The sequence below is a fragment of the Isoptericola sp. NPDC056578 genome (assembly GCF_042793275.1).
In the GTDB taxonomy this organism is placed as follows: domain Bacteria; phylum Actinomycetota; class Actinomycetes; order Actinomycetales; family Cellulomonadaceae; genus Isoptericola.
In genome coordinates, this window is the sequence record NZ_JBHTVC010000041.1 from 16505 (window position 1) to 41164 (window position 24660).

Here is a 24660-nt window from a genome sequence, read left to right on the forward strand (position 1 = left end):
GGCCCGCAACGGCGGGCGTCTTCGCGCCGACCGGTCAGGCCGGGATCGGCAGCGGGTCCACGGTCCAGTCCGCAAGGTCCGCCACGACGGGCTCCGGCCCCGGGACGCCCGCGGGCAGGGGCTCGAGCAGCACGCTCAGCCGGAGCTGCGGCGCCCGAGGGCCCGCGATGACGAGCTTGCGGACGCCGGTGTTCGGTGTCTGGCCGTCCGGGTTCGGCGACGTCGGCAGCGGCACCGCATCCATCACGGAGAACCGGGCACCGTCGGGCGGGTCGATGAGGGCGGCGCGCAGCCGCCGACCGTCGAGCGAGAGTATGGCCGACCGGCCGTCCGCCCCCAGGTCGATCTCGGCCGTCGTGTGCATGAACCACCACGCCTCGACCGGACAGGACGCGGTGACCTCGTCCTGGACGACGAACCGGCTCCGGCCGTCGATCAGCGCCACGCCGCGCCGCCAGCTCGTCACGCCCTGGGCCGCATAGGCCTCCGTCAGGTCGGCGACGGCGAAGCTCGCGTCCGGGCTGGACCCGGTCGCCACGAGCGTCCCCCGCGCGTCGACGGCTTGTCCGGGCGTCGCGTCGGGATTGATGACGAGGGTGTTGTGTCCCTCGGGCCGCTTCCGGTAGTAGGTCCAGCGCCGCCCGTCCGGGCCGGCCGACCAGTACCCGGGCAGGTCGTAGGTCTCCGGCCCGAGGTCCGTGGCCCAGCGTGCGCCGAGCGCGTCGATCACGAACGTGCCCAGGTCGAGGTCGCCGTGACTGGACGCGTTGTCCCCCGCCTTGAACCCGAAGAAGTTAGCAGTCGGGCTGTTCCATGCGCTGCGCGACAGGAAGGTGGAGACGGCGTCGAACTGGCGGTCCAGCGGCAGGTCGGCCTCGCTCGGGGGCACGGCGTCGACCAGCCCCTGCCACATCAGGTGCAACGGGGGAAGCGCTCGCGGCTGCCGCGGTGCTCCCTGCTCGGCCCACCACGCGTGCACCGGAACGCCGTAGTGCGCGGCGAGCCAGTGCGCGGCCGTCCCCGCGGGGTGTGCGCTGAGGGCGGCGTCAGAGAAGTTGAACTGCTGGCCGGACGGCCCGGTCATGTAGATCCCGAAGTCGACCGTGCGGTCGAGCCCCGGGGTCTCCGTGATGCCGAAGTCGTCGCCGATGGCCGTCTGGAGCGACGCCATCGTCGGCGCCAGGAACCGCGTCGCGTAGCCCCAGTACGTGACGCCCTCGGGGAACCCGCCGTCGGGCCCGTACTCCGCGAGCGCCACGGGCAGCGAGCCGAACGCGCGACGCATCGCCTCGTTCGCGAGCTCAGGTTCCTCGTCGCCGACGGCGAGCGCGGCCATGATCGTGCCGCTGTTGCAGACGACGTTCCAGTTGTTCGAGCTCGTGGTCCACCGCGCACCGGACTCGTGCTGCGCGATCGCGGGCTCGAGCCCGAGCGTGACGATCGCGTGGCGCACGACCTGCCGCTGCGCGTCGTCGAGGCACTCGTGCAGCCAGTCGTAGCCCACCGCGAAGGCGTGCAGGAGCTCCGCGACGGACAGGAAGCTCTCCGGGTTCCAGTCCGGGAACGCCGCGACGGCCACCATCTCCTCGGCGGCGCGCCCCGCGTACCGCTCGTCCTTCGAGAGCCGGTACGCCATCGCCAGCACGTAGAGGCGGCGCTGGACCTCGCGGGTGACGACCAGCAGCGTGCGCCCGTTCGGGAACTCGTACCGGGAGACCGGCAGGGTGAGCAGCGCGTCCGCGTGCCCGAGGAGCTCGTCGTACAGCTCCGCGGTGAGCTCGTGGCTCGCGATGCGGTCGGCGATCCCGGCGAGCGCCGCGTCGTCGACCATGAGGCGTGGATGGTGCGGCCTGATGAGCGCCGCGACGTCCGCAGGCGGTGCCGGGACGGGCAGGTCGACGGCGGCGGGGAAGGTCATCGCTCCTCCCGTGGGGTCGACCCGCAGGACCGGGCGACCGTGAGGTCGTCGAACGTGCTCCGTGTGGACGCGTAGAGCCCGACGCCCCCGCTCCGCACGACGGTGTCGCGGCCCTCCAGGATCGGCGCCCCGTCCAACGTCGCCGTGATCCGGTCGCCGTGGACGGCCACGCCCAGCCGGACGGGACCGTCGAGGGGGTCGCTGAGGGTGGCCGTGTCCACGGTGACCGGACCCGACCGGCCTGCCTCGCGGACGATGCTCGCGTACCGGGATCCCTGGCTCGTCCTGCCGACGTGGATGCGATACCCGTAGGTGTCCGAGGTGTCGCGCAACGAGACGCCCGCGTTGCCGACGCCGTCGACCGTGACGGTGGCCTCCGCGACGAAGTCGCACTGTGCGGAGAACCGCGCCGGCAGCGTCGACTCGGCGAGCACGTGCGCCCGGCCGGCGACCGGCGTGAGGGCCAGCCGGCCGGAGCTCACGGAGACCTGGCCCTGGATGGCGCGCCAGGTCTCCTGATCGAGCGCCTCGGTGACACTGATGTCGTCGAAGGTCGCGGCCCGCCGATGGGTGTAGGCCGCGGCACCGCCGGTCGGCAGCTGGCTGTCGGTCGCGGAGACCGACGTGTTGCCGACGGCAGCGACCAGTTCGCGCCCGACCGCGGAGACGGTCAGCGTGTGGGCTGCGTTGGCGCTCACCTCCAGCTCGGTCTCCGCGAGGAGCGTCGAGGTCCCGTTGTAGACCTTCACGAGCTGCAGCGTCGCGCCGGCCGACGAGCGGAGGACGTTGGCGCGGTAGTAGTTGCGGGCGTCGTGGTAGCGGAACGCCAGGCCGGTCCGGGCGGTGGTCTGGTGCGCCGGCCCGGGCTCGATGTCCGCGGTCACGATCACGTCGTCCGGCACGCTCTGCAGCACGGCGAACGACTGATCGTCCGCGCTCGAGGTCTGTGCCAGCGCGGCGTTCGACGGATCGCCCCCGAGCTCCCAGGCGCCCTGTACCGGCGTCCAGCCCTCCAGCCCGTCCTCGAAGCCGTAGACCTCGCGGTCCAGGCTCGCGTCCTCGAACTCCTCGTCGAGCACGGGCGTCGGCGCGAAGGCCGGCTCGACGGACACGGTGACGAGGTCACCGGCACGGGTGAACGCGGTCGGCCTGCCGTTCACCTTCACCGCCTTCGCCTTCGGCGCGTCGATCGTGAGCGTGCCGGTGAACGGGTCCCCGAGCGAGATCCGGGCGGTCGCGCCCTTCAGCTCCACGCTGACGTCGGACACCGTGGCGGACGCGTCGACGACGGTCTCCCCGTCGTCGACCAGCGACGACCCGCGGGTCAGCGCGTACCGCGTGAGCCTGCCGCCCGGGGAGCGTTCGAGGTACGCGGTCTCGCCGTCGGTCGCGGCAGCCCCGAACTCCCGCGACGAGGGCGACGCCTCGCGCGAGAGGTAGAAGCGGCCGGTCGCGTGCGGCAGGTCGATCTCCATGGCGGTCGCCACGGAGTGGTCCACCCCGGGCAGCTCGATGCGCGTCGACGTCACCGAGGGCGCCGGGCCGGCCTTGCCGGGGACCACGATCGTGTCCAGCCCCGTGGCACCCGTGGCGGACCAGTCGTACGACAGGAAGTCCACGCCGGTGAGCACCTCCTCGCCCACGCGCACGGCGCCGTCGTCGTGGACGGTCGGGGTGACGTCGACGCCGGCCGGGGACACGGGGACGAGCTGCACCCCGGCGACCGGCTCCCTGCCGGGCACGGTGTCGAACCCGACGGTGCCGACGCCCGTGGTGGGGTCGACGGTGACCGGGTCGCCCGGGAAGTGCCAGAGCTGGCGATAGTCGTGCGCGGCGGTGTCACCGATGAGGTCGTCGGAGACCACCCAGAAGCCGGGCTTGACGAAGTAGACGACCCGGTCGTGCGCGACCGGGTCGTAGCCCATCGCCCGGCCCCGGTAGACGTCGAGGCCCGCGCTCGACCGCCAGAGCGACATCGCTCGCGTGACCCCGGCGGCCTGCGGCTCGCCGTCGACCTCGATCGTGTTGTGCGCCTCGGTCGTCCTGCGCATCCAGTCGTTCGTCGGGGTCGCGCTGTAGTCGCCCACCCCGGAGTCGACGACCAGCGCACGCCCGTACGCCGACATCTCGAGGCTGAGGTCGTCCGGGTGCCGGTGCGAGGCGGTGTAGCTGGAGTTGTGGTTGTTGATGAGCATGTACTGCGCGTCGGCGTCCCACCCCGAGCGCTGCACGGCGAAGCTGAGCGGGTACAGCGTGGACCCCAGCGTCGGGGGCGTCCCCTGGGTGCGGCCGGAGGCGACCCAGGTGAAGTCGGGCCAGGAGCGGCGTTCGCCGGTCGCCCGGATGGCGTTCCTGCCCGCGTCGACGTTCGGTGTGTCGCCGATCAGCGCGGCCTGGAGATCTGGCTTGCGCGTCGCGAACAGCACGTCCGCGATCCAGTCCGCAGACTGGACGATCGCGTCGGGAAGCGTCCGCCCGTTGGCGTCCGCGACGCGGACCATGGTGTTGATCAGGTCCGCCACGTATGCCTGGTAGTTGAAGGTCGGCTCGCGGTATACGCCGTCGCTCTGCATGTACGCGCGCAGGAACCGCTCGACGGACCGGACGGCGAACGACTCCCAGCCGCGGGACGCCTTGAGCTCGGGCAGGTACACCGCCGCGGAGTAGATCGAGCGGGCCATCGACATGTACCAGTTGTTACCGACGTGGATCTGCAGCACCCGCGTGAGGTACTCCGTCGTCTCGTGCATGCCCGTCAGGTACGTCACCAGGGCGCCGGCCTGCGTGGTCGGCTCCGTCCGGAACACGGAGAACGCGTTGACGAGCTGGGCCAGACGCTTGCCGGCCGAGAGGTTGCGGACCTGCGGCCAGCCGGGGTTGTCCGCGAAGAAGTCCAGCGAGATGTCCGTCCACGCCTTCGCGTACGCCGCACGCTTCTCCGGATCGCTCTCGTCCAGGTAGGCGTTCGTCAGCGTCGACATGAACGAGAAGTCGCTCATGAGGACCTGTGCGCTGCCGGGGGCGCTCTCCGTCCCGCCCCAGAGGTCCTGCCAGTCGACGTCGATCCTCTGCTCGGCGTCGTCGTAGAAGTCACGGGTCTCGGTGCCGAACCGGAAGATCCCGGCCGCGAGCTCGTCGGCGGTGGCGTCGTGGACGGCCCCGTCCCCCGCGACCGGGTACTCGACGCCCGTCCGTCCCGCGTAGAACGCCTTGAGCGCCTCGGCGGCGCCCGCCTCGTCGCCGACCGCGAGCTCCGCCGCGATGTCGGCAAGGCCCGGGCGCGTCAGGTCGAGCAGCTCGCCCAGCTCCGACATGTCCGACGCGGCGGCCGTCACCGGCGCGAGGCCCGTCGTCACCACCGCGAGCGCGACTGCCGCGGCGGACATCGTCTGGGCACGACGGCGGAAGCCCCGCCGGGGAAAGCTCCGTTGCATTCCGTGACTCCTCTTCGGTGACGTGTTCAGCCGGTGCTTCGACGGGCGCGCGACTCGCCGAGGGACGGTTCGCGGCATCAGCCGTTGAGCTGAGCCCAGGCCTCCTCGTACTCGGCCTTGACCTTGGTGCCGACGGCGGACATGTAGGACTCGACCGCGGGCGCCCAGGCGGAGACCGGCTGGTTCCCCAGGACGATCTCCTGCTCGGTCGCGGTCAGCGCCTGTTGCGCGCTCGCCCCCTCGCTGACGGCGGCCTCGGAGTAGAGACCCTCCGTCGGGTTGGGCACGGTGTACTCCAGACCGGCCTCCTGGTGGTCGAACTGGTCCCGAACGGCTCGTTCGTCCTGCGACTCGAAGATCACCGGAGAGTTCTCCGTGATGTACCGCACGGGCAACGTCGCCTGGTTGACGCCCTCGGGTGTGAGCACCGGGTCCGGGCCGTCGAAGGTGAACGTCTCGCCCTCCTTGCCGAACCGCCGGGTGATGTACTCCGTGCTGCCGAAGGGCGCGGCCAGCCAGTCGAGCACCCGCAGGATCTCGGCGAGACGCTCCGGGTCGTCCTGCTTGGCGACGGCAGAGAAGTGCGAGGCCGACGGGCCGGCGGTACGCACCATCGTCCCGCCCGCCTCCCGTGCGGGAGAGAGCATGCCCGTGAGCCGGAACCCGTCGATGCCGGCCCCCTGCAGGTAGAACTTGGGCCATCCTGCGTAGTTGCCGATCTGGAACGAGGTGGTGCCCGCCATCATCCACTCGTTGCGCTGGGTGTTCTGAGCCGCGTTGCCGTCCGGGTGCACGACGCCCAGGTCGTTGAGCGCGACGGCGTCCGCCAGCGCCTGCTCGTAACCAGGCAGCGTGCCGTTGAAGGTGAAGACGCCGGCCTCGTCGACAGACCAGGCGTTCGCGATGCCGTTCGTCTCGAGCAGCACGCCCAGGGGCGTCTGCCCGAAGGCCCAGCGACCCTCGCGTTCGTCCGTCAGGGCCTTCGCCATCTCGGTGAACTCCTCGAGCGACTCCGGCTGCAGGGACAGCCCCGCCCGCTCGAGGATGTCCGCGCGGGTGTACAGCACGGTGCCGATCAGTGAGCGCGGGACCGGCACGCCCCAGATCCGGCCGTCGTAGACGGTGCTCCGCCAGGAGGGCGTCGGGAGTGCCGCGAGGTGGGGGTAGTCCAGCACGGCGTCACCCGAGAGATGCTCGGTGAGGTCGGAGAACTTCGCCGCGAGCATCGCCGGCATCTGTTGCTGCTGCCCCTTGATCGCCACGAGGTCGGGCAGGTCGCTGCCGGCGATCGTGGTCGCGAACCGGGCGTCGTACTCCGCAGCGGGCGTGTACTCCAGGTCCAGCTCGGTGCCGAGCGCCTCGTTGATGCTCTGCCACAGCGCGTTGTTGCTCAGCTCGGGAGCGACCGGATCGTAGGTGAAGGTCATCGCCCGCACCGGGGCGCCCGACGCCGGAGCCCCGCTGGTCACCGCGGCGGGCGGGTCCGGATAGGTGAAGTAGCCGGGGGACACACCCGGGTTGCTCGAGACGAGGTCGGGCGCGAACTTGTCGAAGGGCCGGTACGTAGGCAGGAGCCCGGCCGTGCCGCCACCGCCACCGTTCGATGCCGGAAGGGGGGACGACCCACCGGGCGACGGTGAACAGGCGGCGACGAGGCCCATCGCTCCCAGGGTGCCGGCGATGCCCAGGAAACGACGACGAGAGACAGTGGCAGACATGAGGACCTTCCGCTTCATCGAGGAGGGACACGGGACAGGTGATCAGCCCTTGACGGCGCCGATCATGAGCCCCTTGGTGAAGTGCTTCTGGAGGAACGGGTACACGAGGAGGATGGGGACGATCGAGAGGACGAGGATCGCCATCTGGATGGACAGCTGTGGCGGCAGGCTCTCGGAGCCTGCGGAGATCTGGTCGACACCCATCGGGGTCTCGTTGACCACATAGGTCCGCAGCACGAGCTGCAGCGGCCACTTCTCGGGGGAGCTGATGTACAGCAAGGCGTTGAAGAACGCGTTCCAGTAGCCGACGGCGTAGAACAGCCCGACGACGGAGATCACGGCCTTGGACAGCGGGAGCACGATGCGCGTGAGGATCGTGACGTCGTTCGCGCCGTCGATGCGGGCGCTCTCGATGAGCTCGCCCGGGATGTCGAGGAAGAACTCCCGCATGACGATGACGTTGAAGGCATTGATGAGCACGGGGAGGACCAGCGCGAGCAGGTTGTCGAGCAGGCCGAGCTGCTTGACCACCAGGTACATCGGGATCATGCCGGGGCTGAACAGCATCGTGAAGAGCACCGCCAGCAGGATGGGGCGGGAGCCGAGCGACCCGGGCCTGGACAGCGCGTAGGCGAGAGCGACGGTGCACGCCAACGACAGCAGCGTGCCGACGATGGTCACGACGATGCTGATCCCCAGTGCGCGGGTCACGACGCCACCGGACAGGATCGCCTGGTAGGAGGCGAGGGTCGGTTCGCGGACGAGCAGCACGAACCCACCGTTGGCGGTCACCTCCTCCTGCGTCGCGAGCGAGGTGGAGACGACGGCGAGAAGGGGCAGGAGGACGGCGGCACAGCCGATCGCCAGGATCAGGCCGCGCAAGGCCGTGATCACCGGGTTGGGCCGCCCCATCCATGCCGGTCGGCCCCCGGGCGTCGACGGCCTCGCTTTCCGCGGTGCGGTCGTGAGCCCCAAGGGAGAGGTGGTGGTCATTTGTGGTACACCCCCCGCTCGCCGAACTTGTGCGCGAGCTTGTTGGCGCCGAGCACCAGGAGCACCGAGATGACGCCCTTGGTCAGGCCCACCGCGGCCGCCTGGCCCCAGTTGCCGCCGACGATTCCGTGGTTGTAGACGTAGGTGTCGAGCACCTCGCTCGCGGTCGCACCGACCGCACCCTGCTGCAGGATGATCTGCTCGAAGCCGACGGTGAGGGAGTCACCGAGCCGCAGGATCAGCAGCAGGATGAACACCGAGCGGATCGCGGGCAGCGTCACGTGCCACAGGCGCCGCATCGCGCCGGCACCGTCCATCGCGGCCGCCTCGTACTGCGAGGTGTCGACCCGGGAGATGGCGGCCAGGAAGATGATCGTGCCCCATCCCGTGTCCTTCCAGATGACCTGGCTGGTGATCAGGACCTCGAACAGCTCCGGGACGCCGATGATGGAGAACGTCGCCAGGTCGTGCCCTCGCAGGAACGTGTTCACCATCCCCGCGTTCCCGAGGATCTGCTGGAACAGCGCGACCACGATCACCCAGGACAGGAAGTGCGGCATGTAGAGGACGGACTGCACGGTCCGCTTGACGCGCTCGGAGACGACCTCGTTGAGGAGAAGTGCCAGCGCGAGCGGCAGCGGGAACACGAACAGCACCTGGATCAGCGTGAGGATCAGGGTGTTCGTCAACGCGTTCACGAACAGGGGGTCACCGGAGAAGATCACCCGGAAGTTCTCCCAGCCGACCCAGGGGCTCTCGGCGATCGTCAGGAACGGCAGATACCCCTTGAACGCGATGACGTTGCCCAGCAGGGGGACGTAGTGGAACAGCAGCACCACCACGAGGCCGGGGGCGGCCAGCAGCAGGAGGAGCCGGTCGCGCCGCCACCGGGCGAGGGTCTGGCCGGAGCGTCGCGCCGGGCGTGCGGCCGACGACGAGTCCTTCGGCGCGGACGCCCGTGGCGGGCGTTCAACGAGCTGGGACAAGGTCTGCCTCCTGAGTCCGCGGCGGGTACTCGGACGCCCCCTCGCCGAACAGGATGGTGCGGGCCATGTCCGTCAGACGGCCCACGGCAGCGGCGTTGATGGCCGACGACGTCGCTCGGGCCGCCGCCTCGTCCGACAGGAGCGTCTCGACGGCCGCGGCCGCGGCCTCCGGACCACCCGGCTCGACCTCCACGACGACGTCCGCCCCTCCGAGGTCGGCGTACATCCCGCCCTTGACGGTCTCGGTGGGCAGACGCACATAGATCGTCGGCGTGCCATGGACGGACGCGAGGATCGGCGAGTGGCACTCCATGCTGACGACGGCCCGGGCGCGGGCGTAGACGGAGCTCGCCTCCTCGAGCGTCCAGTACCGGTCGAGGACCAGGACCCGGTCATGGACGTCGGCCGGGACGCGTGGCAGCAGCTCGTCGCGGGCCAGCTCCACCGCATAGCTCATCTCAGGCACGACGACTGCCGGCTGGCCCGTCTCGCGGACCCAGGTGGTGATGGCGGCCGTCAGCGTGTCGAGGTCGAACCCGACGGTGCCGGCGTTGATGGCGTACAGGCGGTCGAACTCCCGGGTGCGCTCCGTGCCGTAGATGTCCGGGTACGGCGCGTAGCGCAGGCGGGGCACGAAGCACCCGAACTCGCCCGCCGCCAGCCCCAGCGATCCCAGCACCGCGTCGCCCGCGGTGTCGTCGCGGTAGCGATAGGCGAAGGTCCCGTCCGGCCCGAACTCCAGCACCTGGGGACTCGCGCCCTGGGCGCGCAGGAACTCGAGGCTGATCGAGTCCCGAGCGAACAGGAACTCGGCGTCGTCGATGATCGCGCGGCCGTCGTCCTCGAGGAACGTCGCCGGGAGGGCCTGCGTCATGACGCGCAGCCGCTCGAGCGAGCCCCAGGCGCGCGGGAAGAGCGGGTCGACCGTCACGCCGGCATAGCCGTACGGCCGGGCGGACTGCTCGCGCCACGACGCAAGCTCGGGCACGAGCGAGGCGCTCGCCGCCGAGCCGTGCACGAGGACGTCCGCGGACTCCCACGCCGTGGCGAGCTCCGGCGTCGTCGGCACGCCGGCCTCGTCCAGGTCACCCCGGACGATCGTGACGGTCGGGACCGCCCGCCGGATCATCGCCTCCTCGCGCTCGCCGAGCCGCATCGGCCACAGCGTGATGCGGGCACCGGGCTCGGAGTCGAGCAGGGCGGTGATGAGGCCGGGCGAGTGCGCGACGTCGCCGATGTTCGCGTTCGCCCAGGACGAGCGCAGGAGCACGGATCGGGGCGTGCTGGTGTCGGAGGTCAACATTGTCCTTCCGTCGTGCGGCGCCCCTCGCTGGACGTCGCTGACATTTCGTTGCGTCACCGTAGCCAGTGACGCATCGTCACGTCAATGGGTTCGTCACCCCGTCATGACGGGGTGACGGTGTGGAGCGCTACCAGGGGCGCGGCGAAACCTGCGGTGGTGCCGTGCTCGCGCGCGCGATCAGCGCCGGCGCCGGCTCGTCGACGAGGCCGAACCGTGTGGGAGAGCCTTCCAGGACCGCCGCGATGGACTGGACGGCGCGCGCGCCGAGCTCGGCCATCGGCATCCGCACGGTCGTGAGCGCGGGGCGGACGTCGCCGGCGATGTCCGCGTCATGGATCGCGACGACCGACAGGTCGCCAGGGATCGAGACGCCTGCGTCGTGAGCCGCCGCATGGACGCCGATGCCCGAGAGCACGTTGTCGACCACGAGCGCCGTCGGACGTCGGCCGGAGCCGATGACCTGCCGGAGTGCCTCGGAGCCCGACGGGGGTCCGTAGCCGGTCGCGACGGCGCCGCGCGGCTCGAGGCCGGCATCACGCATCGCGCCGGCATAGCCCCGGTGGCGTTCCAGCGACGGGACCCACCGCTCACCTCCCACGAACTCGATGTCCCGATGGCCGAGGTCGAGCAGGTGTTGCGTCGCCACGCGGCCCGCCGCGGCATCGTCGATCGCCAGCCATCGCCCGTCCGGGCCGTGCCGTCCCTCGATCAGGATCACCGGGGTCGGACGTGCGCGGAGGTGGGCCAGCACCTCGTCGTCGATGAGACCCTCGCTGCGCAGGATGATGCCGTCGATGGTGCCCTGCCCCAGGAGGTGTGCCAGGAAATGGCTGCCGGAGCGCATCCAGCGCGCGTCGCCCAGCACGACCGCCCACCCGTGCGACTCCGCGGCGTCGTAGATGCCGTGGAACATGTCGCGGTAGACAGGGTTCTCGAGCTTCTCGACGACGACGGCGATCGTTCCGGTGCGCTGGCGCCGCAGAGCCCGTGCGGCATTGTTCGGGACGTACCCCAGCTCTTTGATGACGTCCTCGACCCGGGTGCGCGTCTCGTCGCTCATCCGCGTGTGCACGGTGCCGTTGACGACGGCGGACACGACCGACACCGAGACTCCGGCGCGGCGTGCGATCTCCTTCTGGGTGCCCATCCGCGACATCGTACCGACGCAACGTCAAGTCAGGCATCAGGCGGCGGAGGCGCAGGAGGCAGCAACCGCAGGTCGGACGGCGATGGGCCGCCCGACCCTGCCGTGCTCCTCGGGGTCGTCGACGGCGGACGCGCCCGACGGCTGCCGACGCCTCACGGGGAGGCGCTCGCGACGCCCGGGGAACAGTCGCGACTCCGTCCGGGTTGGGGTCGACGGAGGTGTCAGATGACGTACGAAGTCACGAAGTCCGACCAGCAGTGGAAGGTCGAGCTGAACCCGCAGGAGTTCGCCGTGCTGCGGCAGGCGGGGACCGAGCGGCCCTGGACCGGTGAGCTGCTCGACGAGAAGCGTGTCGGCGTGTACCGCTGTCGCGCGTGCGGCAACGAGCTGTTCCGGAGCGAGACCAAGTTCGACTCGCACTGCGGGTGGCCGTCGTTCTACACGCCGCTCGCCGGCGACGCCGTCGAGCTGCTCGAGGACCGGTCGCACGGCATGGTCCGCACCGAGGTGCGCTGCGCCCGGTGCGGCTCGCACCTGGGGCACGTCTTCGACGACGCGCCGCAGACGCCCACGGGCGACCGGTTCTGCATGAACTCGCTCAGCCTGACGTTCGAGCCCGTCGAGGCCTGAGCGTCCGGCCGCGGCGCCCCGGGCGCGGGGCGCCGCTAGGGTCGACCAGGTGACCGACTCCGCGCCCTCTGCGCCCTCTGCGGCCGACGCCGCCGTGGCCTGGACCGCCGCGCCGGCGTCCGTGCCCGACCACCTCGTCAACCTGCGCGACGTCGCGACGGCCGCCCCGGGCCTGGTGCCCGGGGCGTTGCTGCGTTCCGACGCACCCCGCTCGGGCGACGTCGCCCCGGCCGACGTGGCGTGGCCGCCGCGCACGGTGCTCGACCTGCGCGACCCGGGGGAGAACGGGGAGCCGCACCCGCTGACCGGCGTCGCGCACGTGGTGCCGCTGCCGCTGCTGGACGGGACCGCGATGCAGGGCGCCACCGCGCCCGCTCCCGTCCCGGGCCTCGGGGAGCTGTACCTGCAGATGCTCGACGGCGTGGGCGCCGGGCATCTCGTGGAGGCGGTGCGCCTCATCGCCGTCGACGACGCGCCCGTGCTCGTGCACTGCACCGCCGGCAAGGACCGCACGGGGGTGACGGTCGCGCTGGTGCTGTCCCTGCTGGGCGTCGACCGGTCCGCGATCGTCGCGGACTACGAGCGGACCGGCCCCCACATGCCGCAGGTGCTGGCGCGTGCCGCCGTCACCGCGAACCTCGCCGTCCCCGACGCGCACGTGCTGGCGAGGCTGCCGCCCGAGCTGGTCACCGCGCCGGGCTGGGCGATCGAGACGGTGCTCGACCGGTTCGCCGAGCACGACGACGGCGCGCCGGGCTGGTTCCGTGCGCACGGCGGCAGTGCCGCGACGCTGGACGCGCTGCGGGCCCGCCTCCTCGAGGGGTGACCCGCCCCCGGACACGCGTCGAGCCTGCCGGGACAGGTCCCGACAGGCTCGACCGGCGACGTCTCGGGCGGACGCCGGCTCAGGAGCGCGTGTCGCGCCAGCGCACGAAGTCCTCGGAGTAGCGGTGCAGCAGCGTCGCGAGCTGCGAGACGTCCGCCTCGTCCCACTCGCCGAAGGCGTCCTTGTACATCTCGATGCGACGGTCGCGGGCCCGGGCGAAGCGCTGGGCGCCGTCGGCGGTCAGGGTGATCCGCTGGCCGCGGGTGTCCTCCGGGTCCACCTCGCGGTGGACGAGGCCCAGGTCCACGAGACGGCTCAGCTGACGCGACACGGTGGCCCGGCCGACACCGAAGTGGGCCGCGAGGTCGGAGCCGCGGATCCCGGGGTGGGAGTCGATGTGCGCGAGGATCGGGTACGCCGACGCCTCGAGCTCGGGGTGCACCCGCCTGGCGGTCTGTGCCGCTGACGACTGGGCGCGCCGGATCAGGACCCGGATCTCGCGTTCGAGAGCACCGAACGGGTCGGTGGCCGGGTCGGGCAGGGGCTGGGCGGCTACGTCGTGCATGCGCCCATCATGAGGCTTCGCCGAGGCAAACGGGAGTGGCCTAGCAGGCGAACTTGCACCCGGACGGCGTCTCAGCGGGTGAAATCGACGCCGTCCGGGTGCTGGGCCGTTGTCAGGCCCGGTCGGCGACCGGAGCGACGACGTCCTGCTCGGCGGCCTTCTCCTCGTCGAGCACCTGCTCGATGCCGGAGCGCTGGCCCAGCGGGATCTCCTTCATGAAGAGCACCGCGATCAGCGAGACGACGGCCATCGGCACGGCGTACAGGAAGATCGTCGTGATGCCGTCGGCGTAGGCGCCCTCGACCACCGTCTGCACGGGGGCGGGGAGCGAGGCCAGGTCCGGGACCGCGCCCGAGCCGGCACCCATCGCGTCGGAGGCGATGCCGAGCTTCGCCAGGCCGGTGGAGAGGTCCGTCTTGATCTGCGCGGCCATCACGGCGCCGAGCGCCGAGACGCCGATCGCACCGCCCAGCGAGCGGAAGAAGGCGACGCCGGAGGTGCCGGCACCCATCTCGTGCACGTCGAGGGTGTTCTGCGTGGCGAGCACGAGGTTCTGCATCAGGGCGCCCACCGACAGCCCGAGACCGAACAGGAAGACCGAGATGAGCACGAAGCTCGTGTCCACCTCGATGGTCGACAGGCCGAACAGCGACCCGGTCAGGAGGACGGCGCCGCCCACCATGATCGCCTTGTACCGGCCGGTGTTCGAGATGATCCGGCCGAGCACGATGCCCGCGAGCATCGTGCCGACCACCATCGGGATGGTGAGCAGGCCGGACTCGGTCGGCGTCTTGCCGCGGGCGAGCTGGAAGTACTGGCTGAGGAAGACCGCGGTGCCGAACATGGCGACGCCGACGGACGCCGAGGCGACCACGGCGAGCACGAACGTGCGGTTCTTGAACAGGTGCAGCGGGATGATCGGCTCGGCGGCGTTCTTCTCGACGAAGCCGACGACGACGAGCGCCAGCACGGCGCCACCGACCATCGCGCCCGTCTGCCAGGAGAGCCACTCGAACTGGTCGCCGGCGAACGTGACCCACAGGAGCAGCAGCGCGACGGCGACGGCGATGAGGCCGGCACCCGCGTAGTCGATCTTCACCTCGCGCTTGGCCAGCGCGGGCAGGTGCAGCGTCTTCTGCAGCACGATGAACGCGGCGACGGCGAAGGGGACGCCGACGAAGAAGGTCCAGCGCCAGCCGATCGAGTCGGTGAGCACGCCGCCGAGCAGCGGGCCGCCGATCTGCGCGACGGCCATGACGCCGCCCATGAGGCCCATGTACTTGCCGCGCTCGCGCGGGCTGATGATGTCGGCCATCAGCACGGTCGCGAGGGCGGTGAGGCCGCCCGCGCCGATGCCCTGCAGGGCGCGGAAGCCGATGAGCATCTCGATGTTCTGCGACAGGCCGGCCGCGGCGGCGGAGACCACCGTGATCGCGAGGGCGACCTGCATGAGGACCTTGCGGTTCGTGAGGTCGGCGAGCTTGCCCCACAGCGGGGTCGAGATCGTCATCGTCAGCAGCATGGCCGTGACGACCCAGGTGTAGGAGTGCTGGGAGCCGCCGAGCTCGCTGACGATCTTGGGGAGCGAGGTCGAGACGATGGTGGTGGCCAGCAGCGAGACGAAGACGCCGAGGAGGATGCCCGAGAGGGCCTCGAGCACCTCGCGGCGGGTCATCGCCGGGGCAGGCGTGGCGGAGAGGGCCGGCGCGGCGGGCGCCGGACTGGGGGACTGACTCATCGGGCGGGGATCTCCTCCTGCGCCGTGGCGCGGTCGTGGGTCGTGGTGAGTGCGGCCGCGACGCTGCGGATCCGGGAGATGGCGTCGGCCAGGTCGTTCTCCGACCAGTCGGAGAAGGACTCGGAGACGAGGTCGTCGATGCGTTCGAAGGAGGCCTCCGCGAACTCGCGGCCGGCGTCCGTCAGGGCGAGGTAGCGGGCCCGCCGGTCGTCGTCGTCGACCGTGCGCTCGACGAGACCGGCGTCGACGAGGGCGCTGATCTGGCGGCTCGCGACGGACACGTCGACGCGGAGCTTCGCGGCGACGTCGGTGATCTGGACGCGCCCGCACCGCGTGAGCAGGTGCAGGGCCCCGAGGCCGGCCCGGGGGAGGTCCAGGTCGCGCGCCACGCGCATGGCGGCCTCGCGCTGGGCGCGGGAGAGCTCCTCGAGCGTCTCCACGAGCTCACGGGCCGCGGTGCGGTCAACGGGCATGGGAGGGCCTTTGCTGGAAGGGGGTGGGTGCTCGGGGCCGGACGGCCGGAGCGGAGCGGCCCGGTGGACGGGCCGAGTTGTTGCAGGGTGCAAACATACGCCTGGTGCTTGCAGCAAGCAAGTGTCCTGGTGAGGACTTCACCCGGTGCACGACGACGGCCCGCGAGGCCCCGGGCGGGGTCGCGGGCCGTGCGGTCGGACCGTACGGACGCGCCGTGCTGACGGGCGCCCGGCGGTGCGGTTCAGGCGCGCTTGTACGCCTCGCCCGCCATGTCCTCGAGCTCGACGCCCTTCGTCTCCGGGATCTTGCCGAGCACGAAGAAGAACGACAGCACGGCGAAGACGGCGTACATGAGGTAGGGGATCGCGGGGCCGAAGGTGTCGAGCATCGGCGGGAAGGTGAGCGTGATCGCGAAGTTCGCGATCCAGTTCGCCGCCGCGCCGACGCCGAGGGCGGCCGCGCGGATCCGGTTGGGGAACATCTCGCCCAGCAGCACCCACATGAGCGGGCCCCACGTGGCGCCGAAGAAGACCACGAAGGCGTTCGCGGCGACCAGCGCGATGATGCTCCACGGATCCGGGAGGCTGATCGACTCGCCCGAACCGGTGGCCTGCGTGAAGCACACCGCCATCAGGCCCAGGGAGACGGCCATGCCCGCCGAGCCGATGAGCAGCAGCGGGCGCCGGCCCACCTTGTCGATGAGGGCGATGGCGATGAACGTCACGGCCACGTTCGTGACGGCCGTGATCGTCGAGACGAGGAACGCCTGCGACTCGTCGAACCCGACCGCCTGCCACAGCGTCGTCGAGTAGTAGAAGATCACGTTGATCCCGACGAACTGCTGGAAGATCGCCATGACGATGCCGACCCAGACGATGGGCTTCAGGCCGAAGCGGTCGCCCTTGAGGCTCCCCAGCTCGGCGTTCTCCTCGTCCACGGCGATCGAGCGGCGGATCTCGCCGATCCGGTCGTCGGGATGCTCGTCGGGGCCGAGCACGGACGCCAGCACGGACCGCGCCTCGTCGTCACGGCCCTTCGTCACCAGATAGCGCGGGGACTCGGGCATCCGTAGCGCGAGGATCCCGTACACGGCCGCCGGGACCACGGCGACGAGGAACATCCAGCGCCACGCCTCCCAGCCGAACCACAGCTCGTTCGCCGCGCTGCCGGCCGCCGTCGCGAGGATCTGGTCGGACAGCAGGGCCGCGAAGATACCGACGGTGATCGCGAGCTGCTGCAGCGAGCCGAGGCGCCCGCGCATCGCGGCGGGGGCGATCTCCGCGATGTACGCGGGGGCGATCACGGACGCGATACCGATGCCGACGCCCGCCATGAACCGCCAGATCGCCAGGTCCCAGGCGCTCCACGCGATCGCCGACAGGATCGACGAGACGAAGAACAGCACCGCGCCCAGCACCATCACGTGGGTGCGCCCCCACCGGTCGGCGAGCTTGCCGCCCGACCATGCGCCGAGGGCGCAGCCGAGCAGCGCGATCGCCACGACGAGACCCGTCACGGTGGAGTTGAGGTCGAACTGGCCCTCGATCGCGTCGACGGCGCCGTTGATCACCGACGAGTCGAATCCGAAGAGGAATCCGCCGACCGCCGCGGCGAAGGCGAGCGCGGTGGCCTTCCGGTGCGCGCTGTGCGCTGCGGAGCCTGGTGCTGGGCTTGTCATGATCGTCCTCGGTTCGCTCGGCAGACCTGTTCTCGATCCTTCTCGATGCTAGGTCGGGGTCGCCCTGTCGGCGCGCTGAGCAGGTCGGACGCGCGACCGGTCCACGAGCCCGCGCCGTCGGGGGTGAGACTGGAGGGGTGAACGACGCTCCCGAGCCGCGCAGGCACCGCCGACCCGCCATGCTCGATCCGCAGACCGCCGAGCAGATCCCCGGGTCGCTCGACCCTGCGCTGCGCGACGAGGTGGCGCACACCACCGCGCGCGCCGTCGTGCACCGGGCGCGCGCCGCCGAGGACCCGGAGGTGGTGGACCGCCTGGTGCGCCTCGTCGAGCGCGAGGGGCTCGACGTCGTCGCCGCCCTCTGGTCGGACGCCGCGCCCGCGTCGCTGCCCGGCGCGCTGTGGCGGCTGTACGTGCTGCGCGAGTGGGTGCGCCGCGACCCCCGCACCGTGGGGCTGCGCTACCGTCTCGGCGTCGACGCCGCCCCCGTGCACGAGGCGGTGGCCGGCGTGCCCCGCCCGCCCGCGCCGGAGGACCTGCGGGCGCTCGCCGACGACGTCCTGTCCGGCGTCTACGCCGGAGACCTGGCCGTGGCGCTCGAGCGGGCCGCGTCGTTCTGCCGCATCCTCGCGACCGGGGCGGCCTTCGACGCCGACGCCCGCGAGGTCGCGGACCCCGACGGGGCCACCCGGATGACGCGCGGCGCCGCCGACCTGGTGCGCACCGCCGAGGAGCTGGAGCGCGCGGCGGCGGGCTGGCGGACGGGCACCCTCGACTGACGTTCCCGGTCGCGAACGGCGGGGCTGACCTGCGTGTTCGGAGCACGCCGACGCCCGGGCTTACGATGTTCGGGCGACGTCGGGCCGCGGTAGCCCCGGGCTCCATCTTCAGCCGCTACGAGCGGCCACGCGCCGAGAGGCGCTCCCGGTCCGGCGTCGCACCTCACCCGAGTTTCCCGCAGCCGCGAGGCGGATCGTTCAGCGCGCGTTCAACTAGTCGCGCCAGGATGGCCACCTCTAGTCTGTGAGAGTCTCAGCGTCCTCGATCCGGGAGCCACACGTGCGCCTGCGCCTCACACCGCGCGACACGACCTACTTCGACATGCTGGCGACGCTCGCGCAGCACAACGTCACGGGGGCCTCGCTCCTGGCGGAGCTGCTCGGGGCGTCCCGGCAGGAGAGGGAAGGAATCGTCCGCCGGCTCAACGAGGCCGAGCACATCGCCGACGACGCCACCCACTCGATCATGCGGCGGCTGAACCAGACGTTCGTCACCCCGTTCGACCGGGACGACATCTACGGCCTGGCGTCCGCGCTCGACGACTGCATGGACGCCATGGAGGAGGCCGGCGACCTCATCGTGCTGTACAAGGTCGACGAGCTCCCGCTGCGGGTCTCCGAGCAGGTGCAGGTGCTGCAGCGCTGCGCCGAGCTCACCGCCGAGGCCATGCCGCGGCTGCGCTCCATGGACCAGCTGTCCGACTACTGGGTCGAGATCAACCGCCTCGAGAACCAGGGCGACAAGCTGCACCGCGAGCTCATCGCACAGCTCTTCGACGACACCACGGACCCGGTGCTGCTCATCAAGCTCAAGGAGATCGTCGACATGCTCGAGGAGGGCGCCGACGCCTTCGAGCGGGTCGCGAACATGGTCGAGACCATCGCCCTCAAGGAGTCCTGACCGTGGAGGTGGCGCTGGTCGTCCTCGTCGTCGCGCTCGCGCTCGGCTTCGACTACACCAACGGCTTCCACGACGCGGCCAACGCGATCGCCACCTCGGTCTCGACGCGGGCGCTCACGCCCCGGGTGGCGCTCCTCATGGCCGCGGTCATGAACTTCGTCGGGGCCCTGCTGGGCACCGAGGTCGCCGAGACCATCGCGACGTCGATCGTCGACCTGCAGGACGCGTCGAACCACACCGCGCTCGTCGTGGTGCTGTGCGCCCTGGTGGGCGCCATCGTGTGGAACCTCATCACCTGGTGGTTCGGCCTGCCGTCGTCGTCGACGCACTCGCTCATCGGCGGTCTCGTCGGTGCGGGGCTCGCGGCCGGGCTGCCGATCTACGGGCAGGCCATCATCGACAAGGTCGTGCTGCCGATGGTCTTCTCGCCGCTCATCGGCTTCGTCGGCGCGTACTTCGTCATGGTCGCGGTGCTGTGGATCTTCCGGAACGCGTCCCCGTCGCGGGTCACCCGCCGGTTCCGCCTGGCGCAGACCGCGTCGGCCGCCGCGATGGCGCTCGGGCACGGCCTGCAGGACGCGCAGAAGACCATGGGCGTGATCTTCATGGCGCTGCTCACGGTCGGCTGGGCGGACCCGGACGCGGGCATCCCGCTGTGGGTCAAGCTCGCCGCGGCGGGCGCCATCTCGCTCGGCACGGCCTCCGGCGGCTGGCGGATCATGCGCACGCTCGGCCGGCGCATCATCGAGCTGGACCCGGCACGGGGCTTCGTCGCCGAGACGGTGTCGGCGCTGGTGCTCTACGCCAACGCGTTCATCCTGCACGCGCCCGTCTCGACGACGCACACCATCACCTCGGCGATCATGGGCGTCGGCGCCACGCGCCGGCTGTCCGCCGTGCGCTGGGGCGTCGCCAAGAACATCGGTGCCGCGTGGGTGCTGACGATCCCCGCCGCGGCGCTCGTGGCCGCCATCACCACCTGGATCCTGCACCCCTGGCTCACCTGACGACCGGGCGCGACCCTCAGTAGACCGGGGGAGTGACCTTCTCGACGGCGACGACGCGCGGACCCTTGCCGGTGGTGGCGACGTGGGCGACGAGCAGGTCGCCCGGCTCGAGGAACGGGTCGCGCGAGGGCAGCACGTCCGCGACGGCGCGGCGGGAGTGCTGGCCCAGCACGTCCAGCACCGTCGGCAGGACCGGCCGGTGCGTGCACAGCACCGACGACCGGCCCGACTCGAGCAGGTCGCGGACCGTCGCGGCGACGCGGGACGGCGAGCGCTCGTGCTCGGCCTCGCCCAGCTGGTCGCTGAGCTCCGGCCGGGCGTGCGACGCCCGCACGTACGGCTCGATCGTCGCCGCGCAGCGCTCCCAGCGGCTCGAGACCACCGACGTCACGCCGTAGGCGGCGAGGACCGGGACGAGCGCCGCGCCCTGGGCGTGCCCCACCGGCGTCAGCGGCCGGTCGTGCTCCGTGCCGTGCCAGGCCGCCCGGGTCACGGCCTTGCCGTGCCGCACGATGACGACGGCGTGCGTGGCGAGCCGGCCCTGGGCGTGCGCCGCCACGAGGGCCTCGAGCGGCCCGCGGTCGGCGCGGCGCGTCAGGCGGGCGGCGGCGGCGTCGACGTCGAGCCACGCCTTCCTGTCGACCTCGTCCTTGGACGGGGGCTGCACGGGGAACCGCGCGGCGAGGGCCGCGGCGTCGTCCGACCGCGACGCCCGCTGCGCCGCCCAGTAGTGCACGCGCTTCACGCGGCCCTCGGGGGTCAGGTACTGCAGGCCCGGGAGGGGGACGCCGAGGACCACGGGCTTGCCGGTCTCCTCCGCGACCTCGCGCGCAGCGGCCGTGTTCAGCGACTCGCCCGGCTCGAGCTTCCCCTTGGGCCAGGACCAGTCGTCGTAGCGGGGCCGGTGCACGAGCTGCACCTGGAGGCGCCCGTCGCGCTCGCGCCACACGAGCCCGCCCGCCGACTCGATCACCGGGGCGTGCTCCACCGAGGTCGCTCCCAGCCTGTCCACGAGCGGGGAGGCCGTCGTGCCCGCCGCCCGACGCACGCGCGCCGCCCTCACCACGCCCTCATCGAGCCCGCTCGGGCCGACGGCGGTGCCGGTCGACGAGCTGCGCCTGGAGGTCCACGAGCGGTTCGCCGTCCGGCCCGACGGCGTGCCGCACCCAGGTGTCGTCCGGCTGCAGGTGCCACGTGGAGGTCTTGTCCGACATCGACGCGTCCATGAGCTCCAGGAGCTCCGCGACCTGGCCCTCGTCGGCGATGCGGACCAGCGCCTCGACGCGGCGGTCCAGGTTGCGGTGCATGAGGTCGGCCGAGCCGATGTACACCTCCGGGCCGGACTCCGGCCCCTCGCCGATGGCCGGGCCGGCCGCGTTGGCGAACGCGTAGATCCGGGAGTGCTCCAGGAACCGGCCGAGGATGGAGCGCACGCGCACGTTCTCGCTCAGGCCCGGCACCCCCGGGCGCAGCGCGCAGATGCCGCGCACCACGAGGTCCACCTTCACCCCCGCCTGCGAGGCGCGGTACAGGGCGTCGATCGTGGCCTCGTCCACGGCGGAGTTCACCTTGATGCGTACCCACGCCTCGTGCCCGGCCCGGGCGGCGTCCGCCTCGCGCTCGATGCGCTCGATGAGGCCCGCCCGCACGGCGCGCGGTGCGACCAGCAGCCGGTGGAAGCGCGACTGCGGGGCGTAGCCGGAGAGCTGGTTGAACAGGCGCGTGAGGTCCTGGCCGACGTCGCGGTCGCACGTGAGCAGGCCGTGGTCGGTGTACATGCGGGCCGTCTTCGGGTGGTAGTTGCCGGTGCCGACGTGGCAGTACCGGCGCAGCCCGTCCGACTCCTGGCGGACCACGAGGGACAGCTTGGCGTGCGTCTTGAGACCGACGATCCCGTAGACGACGTGCACCCCCGCCTCCTCGAGCTTGCGCGCCCAGGAGATGTTGGCCTGCTCGTCGAACCGCGCCTTGATCTCGACGAGCGCGAGCACCTGCTTGCCGGCCTCGGCGGCGTCGATCAGGGCGTCGACGATCGGGGAGTCGCCCGACGTGCGGTACAGCGTCTGCTTGATGGCGAGCACGGCCGGGTCGGCGGCCGCCTGCTCGAGGAACGTCTGGACCGACGTGGAGAAGGAGTCGTACGGGTGGTGCAGCAGGACGTCCCGCTCGCGGATCGCGGCGAAGACGTCGCGCGCCGTCGCGGACTCCACCTCGGCGAGCTGGCGGTGCGTCGTCGGGACGAACGGGGGGTAGTGCAGCGTCGCGCGCTCGATGTCGGCGATGACGTTGAGGCCCGTGAGGTCGAGCGGCGCCGGCAGCTCGTACACCTCCTCGTCGGCCACGCCGAGCTCGCGGACCAGCAGCTCGCGGATGCGGGGCGAGATGCCGTGCGCCAGCTCGAGCCGCACGGGCGGCCCGAAGCGGCGGCGAAGCAGCTCCTTCTCCATCGCCTGCAGGAGGTTCTCGGCGTCGTCCTCCTCGACCTCCACGTCCTCGTTGCGCGTGACGCGGAACGTGTGGCTCTCGCGCACCTCCATGCCGGGGAACAGGTGGTCGAGGTGCTGCGCGATGACCTCCTCCAGCGGCACGAACGACGTCTGCGTGCCGCCGCCCTGCGTGGGCGTGGGCGCCGACGGGCGGCCGCGGTCGTCGACCGCGATGAACCGCGGCAGCAGCGGCGGCACCTTGACCCGGGCGAAGTGCTCCTTGCCCGTCAGCGGGTTCGCGACGACGACCGCCAGGTTGAGCGACAGCCCCGAGATGTAGGGGAACGGGTGCGCCGGGTCCACCGCCAGCGGCGTGAGCACCGGGAAGATCTGCTTGCGGAAGAACTTGTGCAGGCGCTCCTGCTCGCGGACCTCGAGCTGGTCCCAGTGCACGATCGTGATGCCCTCGGCGTCGAGCGCGGGCTGCACGTCGGAGCGGAACACCTCCGCGTGCCGGGTCATGAGGCGGTGCGCGCCCTCGCCGATCGACTCCAGCACCTGCCGCGGGCTCATCCCCGACGCCGCGGTGACGGCGATGCCCGTGGCGATGCGCCGCTTCAGGCCCGCCACCCGCACCATGAAGAACTCGTCCAGGTTGGACGCGAAGATCGCGAGGAACCGGGTGCGCTCGAGCAGCGGCAGCGACGGGTCCTCCGCCAGCTCCAGCACCCGCTCGTTGAACGCCAGCCAGCTCAGCTCCCGCTCCGCGAACCGGTCGTCGGGCAGCGGCTCCGCCTCGACCGCGCGGACACCGTCCGACCCCGGTTCCTCCGCGATGTGCTCGGCGATGTGGGCCGCGAGCTGCGGATCCAGGGGGCGCGACGGCGCGACGGCCGTGGAGCGCGGGCGGCTGTCCGTCACCTCGGCGGCCGCGACGGCGGCGTCCGGTGCGACGGGGGCGTACCGACCGCGTCCGTCGCGGGTCCGGGACGTACGGGGGCGCGACGCTGTCATGGCACCCATCGTGGCACCGATAGGTGAACGGCGGGTGACGAAGTCCTCCGTCCGGTCGCTACGCGCCGGCGGGCCGCGCGTACTGGACGTCGACGGCGGCGCGCTCGAAGCCGGCGCCCGCGTACGTGGCCAGCGCCGCCGCGTTGTCCCCGTCCACGTACAGCACCGCGCGGTCGCACCCCGTGCGCGCCAGGTGGCGCAGCCCGACGGCGGTGAGCGCGCGGCCCAGGCCGCGGCCCTGCGCGTCGGGGGAGACGCCGACGGCATAGATCTCTCCGGAGCGGCCCTCGCCGTCCTCGGCGCCGGACGGCTGGTCGTTCTCGACCTTGGTCCACAGGTAACCCAGCGGCTCGCCCGCGGCGCCGTCCGACGGGTCGTCGGCCGGCACGACGAGGAAGAACCCGTCGGCGTCGAACCAGGGTTCGCGCCGCCGGTCCTGCAGGTCGGCGACCGTGAGCCGGCCCTGCTCCGGGTGGTCGGCGAACGCACGGGCGTTGAGCCGCACCCACGCGTCGTCGTCGGCGCCGGGGCGGAACGTGCGCAGGGCGAGGCCGGGCAGGTCCGGCACGTCGCGGGCCGCGTCGTCAGGCCCGAGCGGCCGCGCGAGCACGAGCAGCTCGCGCGCCACCTCGTACCCGCGGGCGGCCGCGAACGCCTGCGCCGCGGGCAGGTCGCCGTGCGCCCACACCCGCAGCGGCTTGCCGCGCTGGCCGGGGGCGCCCGAGAACATCGGCAGCCGCGCGTCGCGCTCGGCGGTGCGCAGCAGGACGCCCCCGACGCCCCGGCGCCGGTGGTCCGGGTGCACGACCAGCTCGGCGCTCGCGTCGTCGCCGCCCCGGTCCACCTGGAGGTAGCCGACGACGGCGCCGTCGTCGCCGCGGGCCACGACGTGCGTCAGCCAGTCGGCGTCGGTCCCCAGGCGGAGCAGGGGCTGCTCCGACAGCGGGGCGACGCCGTCGTGGGCGGCGGCCGCCGCGGCGAGCGCGCGCACGTCGTCCTGCGCGGCGGCGTCGAGGGGCTCGAAGGACAGGGCGGGCAGGGCGGGCGAGGTGGGCACGACCCCATTCTGACCGAGGACGGACGACGCCGACCATGCGGTGGAGGATTTTGTGAGTGTAGATAT

19 protein-coding genes are annotated in these 24660 nt (G+C 72.0%); 5 read left to right on the forward strand and 14 right to left on the reverse strand.

What is annotated here, in order from left to right; translation table 11 throughout:
* Positions 1-34: 34 nt before the first annotated feature.
* From ACFQ80_RS15575 to ACFQ80_RS15605, 7 genes are all read right to left on the reverse strand, one after another.
* Complete coding sequence (locus ACFQ80_RS15575) at positions 35-1918, reverse strand: heparinase II/III family protein (RefSeq protein WP_430564286.1); 1884 nt, start codon at positions 1916-1918, stop codon at positions 35-37.
* Positions 1915-5352 (reverse strand): heparinase II/III family protein, encoded by a 3438-nt coding sequence (locus tag ACFQ80_RS15580; RefSeq protein ID WP_430564287.1) that lies wholly within the window; start codon positions 5350-5352, stop codon positions 1915-1917. Before ACFQ80_RS15580 ends, ACFQ80_RS15575 begins: the two co-directional genes overlap by 4 nt.
* Positions 5353-5429: 77 nt before the next feature.
* Complete coding sequence (locus ACFQ80_RS15585) at positions 5430-7070, reverse strand: hypothetical protein (protein WP_430564288.1); 1641 nt, start codon at positions 7068-7070, stop codon at positions 5430-5432.
* 42 nt (positions 7071-7112) lie between these two features.
* Positions 7113-8063: a carbohydrate ABC transporter permease gene (locus ACFQ80_RS15590; protein WP_430564289.1), complete on the reverse strand. Its 951-nt coding sequence runs from the start codon at positions 8061-8063 to the stop codon at positions 7113-7115.
* Positions 8060-9049 (reverse strand): ABC transporter permease, encoded by a 990-nt coding sequence (locus ACFQ80_RS15595; RefSeq protein WP_430564290.1) that lies wholly within the window; start codon positions 9047-9049, stop codon positions 8060-8062. The genes ACFQ80_RS15590 and ACFQ80_RS15595 overlap by 4 nt, the downstream gene beginning before the upstream one ends.
* Positions 9033-10349 (reverse strand): polysaccharide pyruvyl transferase family protein, encoded by a 1317-nt coding sequence (locus ACFQ80_RS15600; protein WP_430564291.1) that lies wholly within the window; start codon positions 10347-10349, stop codon positions 9033-9035. The genes ACFQ80_RS15595 and ACFQ80_RS15600 overlap by 17 nt, the downstream gene beginning before the upstream one ends.
* 130 nt (positions 10350-10479) lie before the next feature.
* A complete protein-coding gene (locus tag ACFQ80_RS15605; RefSeq protein ID WP_430564292.1) occupies positions 10480-11499 on the reverse strand; it encodes a LacI family DNA-binding transcriptional regulator in 1020 nt (339 codons plus the stop codon).
* Between the two features lie 225 nt (positions 11500-11724).
* Here ACFQ80_RS15605 and msrB point away from each other — a divergent pair, with 225 nt between their 5' ends.
* Positions 11725-12129, forward strand: coding sequence for a peptide-methionine (R)-S-oxide reductase MsrB (gene msrB, locus ACFQ80_RS15610; protein WP_430552117.1), 405 nt, complete (start codon positions 11725-11727; stop codon positions 12127-12129).
* A 49-nt stretch (positions 12130-12178) separates the two neighbouring features.
* On the forward strand, positions 12179-12955 hold the full coding sequence (locus ACFQ80_RS15615) for a tyrosine-protein phosphatase (protein ID WP_430564293.1): 777 nt from the start codon (positions 12179-12181) through the stop codon (positions 12953-12955).
* Between the two features lie 79 nt (positions 12956-13034).
* Here the strand turns inward: ACFQ80_RS15615 and ACFQ80_RS15620 are convergent, their stop codons facing one another.
* From ACFQ80_RS15620 to ACFQ80_RS15635, 4 genes are all read right to left on the reverse strand, one after another.
* On the reverse strand, positions 13035-13520 hold the full coding sequence (locus ACFQ80_RS15620) for a MarR family winged helix-turn-helix transcriptional regulator (RefSeq protein WP_430552115.1): 486 nt from the start codon (positions 13518-13520) through the stop codon (positions 13035-13037).
* 112 nt (positions 13521-13632) lie between these two features.
* Entirely contained in the window at positions 13633-15258 is a 1626-nt protein-coding gene (locus ACFQ80_RS15625) for an MDR family MFS transporter (protein WP_430564294.1), read from the reverse strand.
* Complete coding sequence (locus ACFQ80_RS15630) at positions 15255-15731, reverse strand: MarR family winged helix-turn-helix transcriptional regulator (protein ID WP_429765971.1); 477 nt, start codon at positions 15729-15731, stop codon at positions 15255-15257. Before ACFQ80_RS15630 ends, ACFQ80_RS15625 begins: the two co-directional genes overlap by 4 nt.
* A 242-nt stretch (positions 15732-15973) precedes the next feature.
* Positions 15974-17410: a sugar porter family MFS transporter gene (locus ACFQ80_RS15635; RefSeq protein WP_430564295.1), complete on the reverse strand. Its 1437-nt coding sequence runs from the start codon at positions 17408-17410 to the stop codon at positions 15974-15976.
* A 179-nt stretch (positions 17411-17589) separates the two neighbouring features.
* Here ACFQ80_RS15635 and ACFQ80_RS15640 point away from each other — a divergent pair, with 179 nt between their 5' ends.
* The 3 genes from ACFQ80_RS15640 (at position 17590) to ACFQ80_RS15650 (ending at position 20097) form a co-directional block, all read left to right on the forward strand.
* Positions 17590-18189: a hypothetical protein gene (locus tag ACFQ80_RS15640; RefSeq protein ID WP_430552209.1), complete on the forward strand. Its 600-nt coding sequence runs from the start codon at positions 17590-17592 to the stop codon at positions 18187-18189.
* A gap of 280 nt (positions 18190-18469) precedes the next feature.
* On the forward strand, positions 18470-19090 hold the full coding sequence (locus tag ACFQ80_RS15645) for a DUF47 domain-containing protein (RefSeq protein ID WP_430552112.1): 621 nt from the start codon (positions 18470-18472) through the stop codon (positions 19088-19090).
* Positions 19091-19092: 2 nt separating this feature from the next.
* Complete coding sequence (locus ACFQ80_RS15650) at positions 19093-20097, forward strand: anion permease (protein ID WP_430552111.1); 1005 nt, start codon at positions 19093-19095, stop codon at positions 20095-20097.
* A gap of 16 nt (positions 20098-20113) precedes the next feature.
* On the opposite strand, the gene ACFQ80_RS15655 is transcribed toward ACFQ80_RS15650, so the two are convergent.
* The 3 genes from ACFQ80_RS15655 to mshD all read right to left on the reverse strand — a co-directional run bounded on the left by ACFQ80_RS15655 (position 20114) and on the right by mshD (position 24594).
* A complete protein-coding gene (locus ACFQ80_RS15655) occupies positions 20114-21085 on the reverse strand; it encodes an NUDIX domain-containing protein (protein WP_430552110.1) in 972 nt (323 codons plus the stop codon).
* Between the two features lie 82 nt (positions 21086-21167).
* Positions 21168-23546 (reverse strand): RNA degradosome polyphosphate kinase, encoded by a 2379-nt coding sequence (locus ACFQ80_RS15660; protein ID WP_430552109.1) that lies wholly within the window; start codon positions 23544-23546, stop codon positions 21168-21170.
* Between the two features lie 49 nt (positions 23547-23595).
* A complete protein-coding gene (mshD, locus tag ACFQ80_RS15665; protein WP_430564296.1) occupies positions 23596-24594 on the reverse strand; it encodes a mycothiol synthase in 999 nt (332 codons plus the stop codon).
* Positions 24595-24660: the final 66 nt, after the last annotated feature.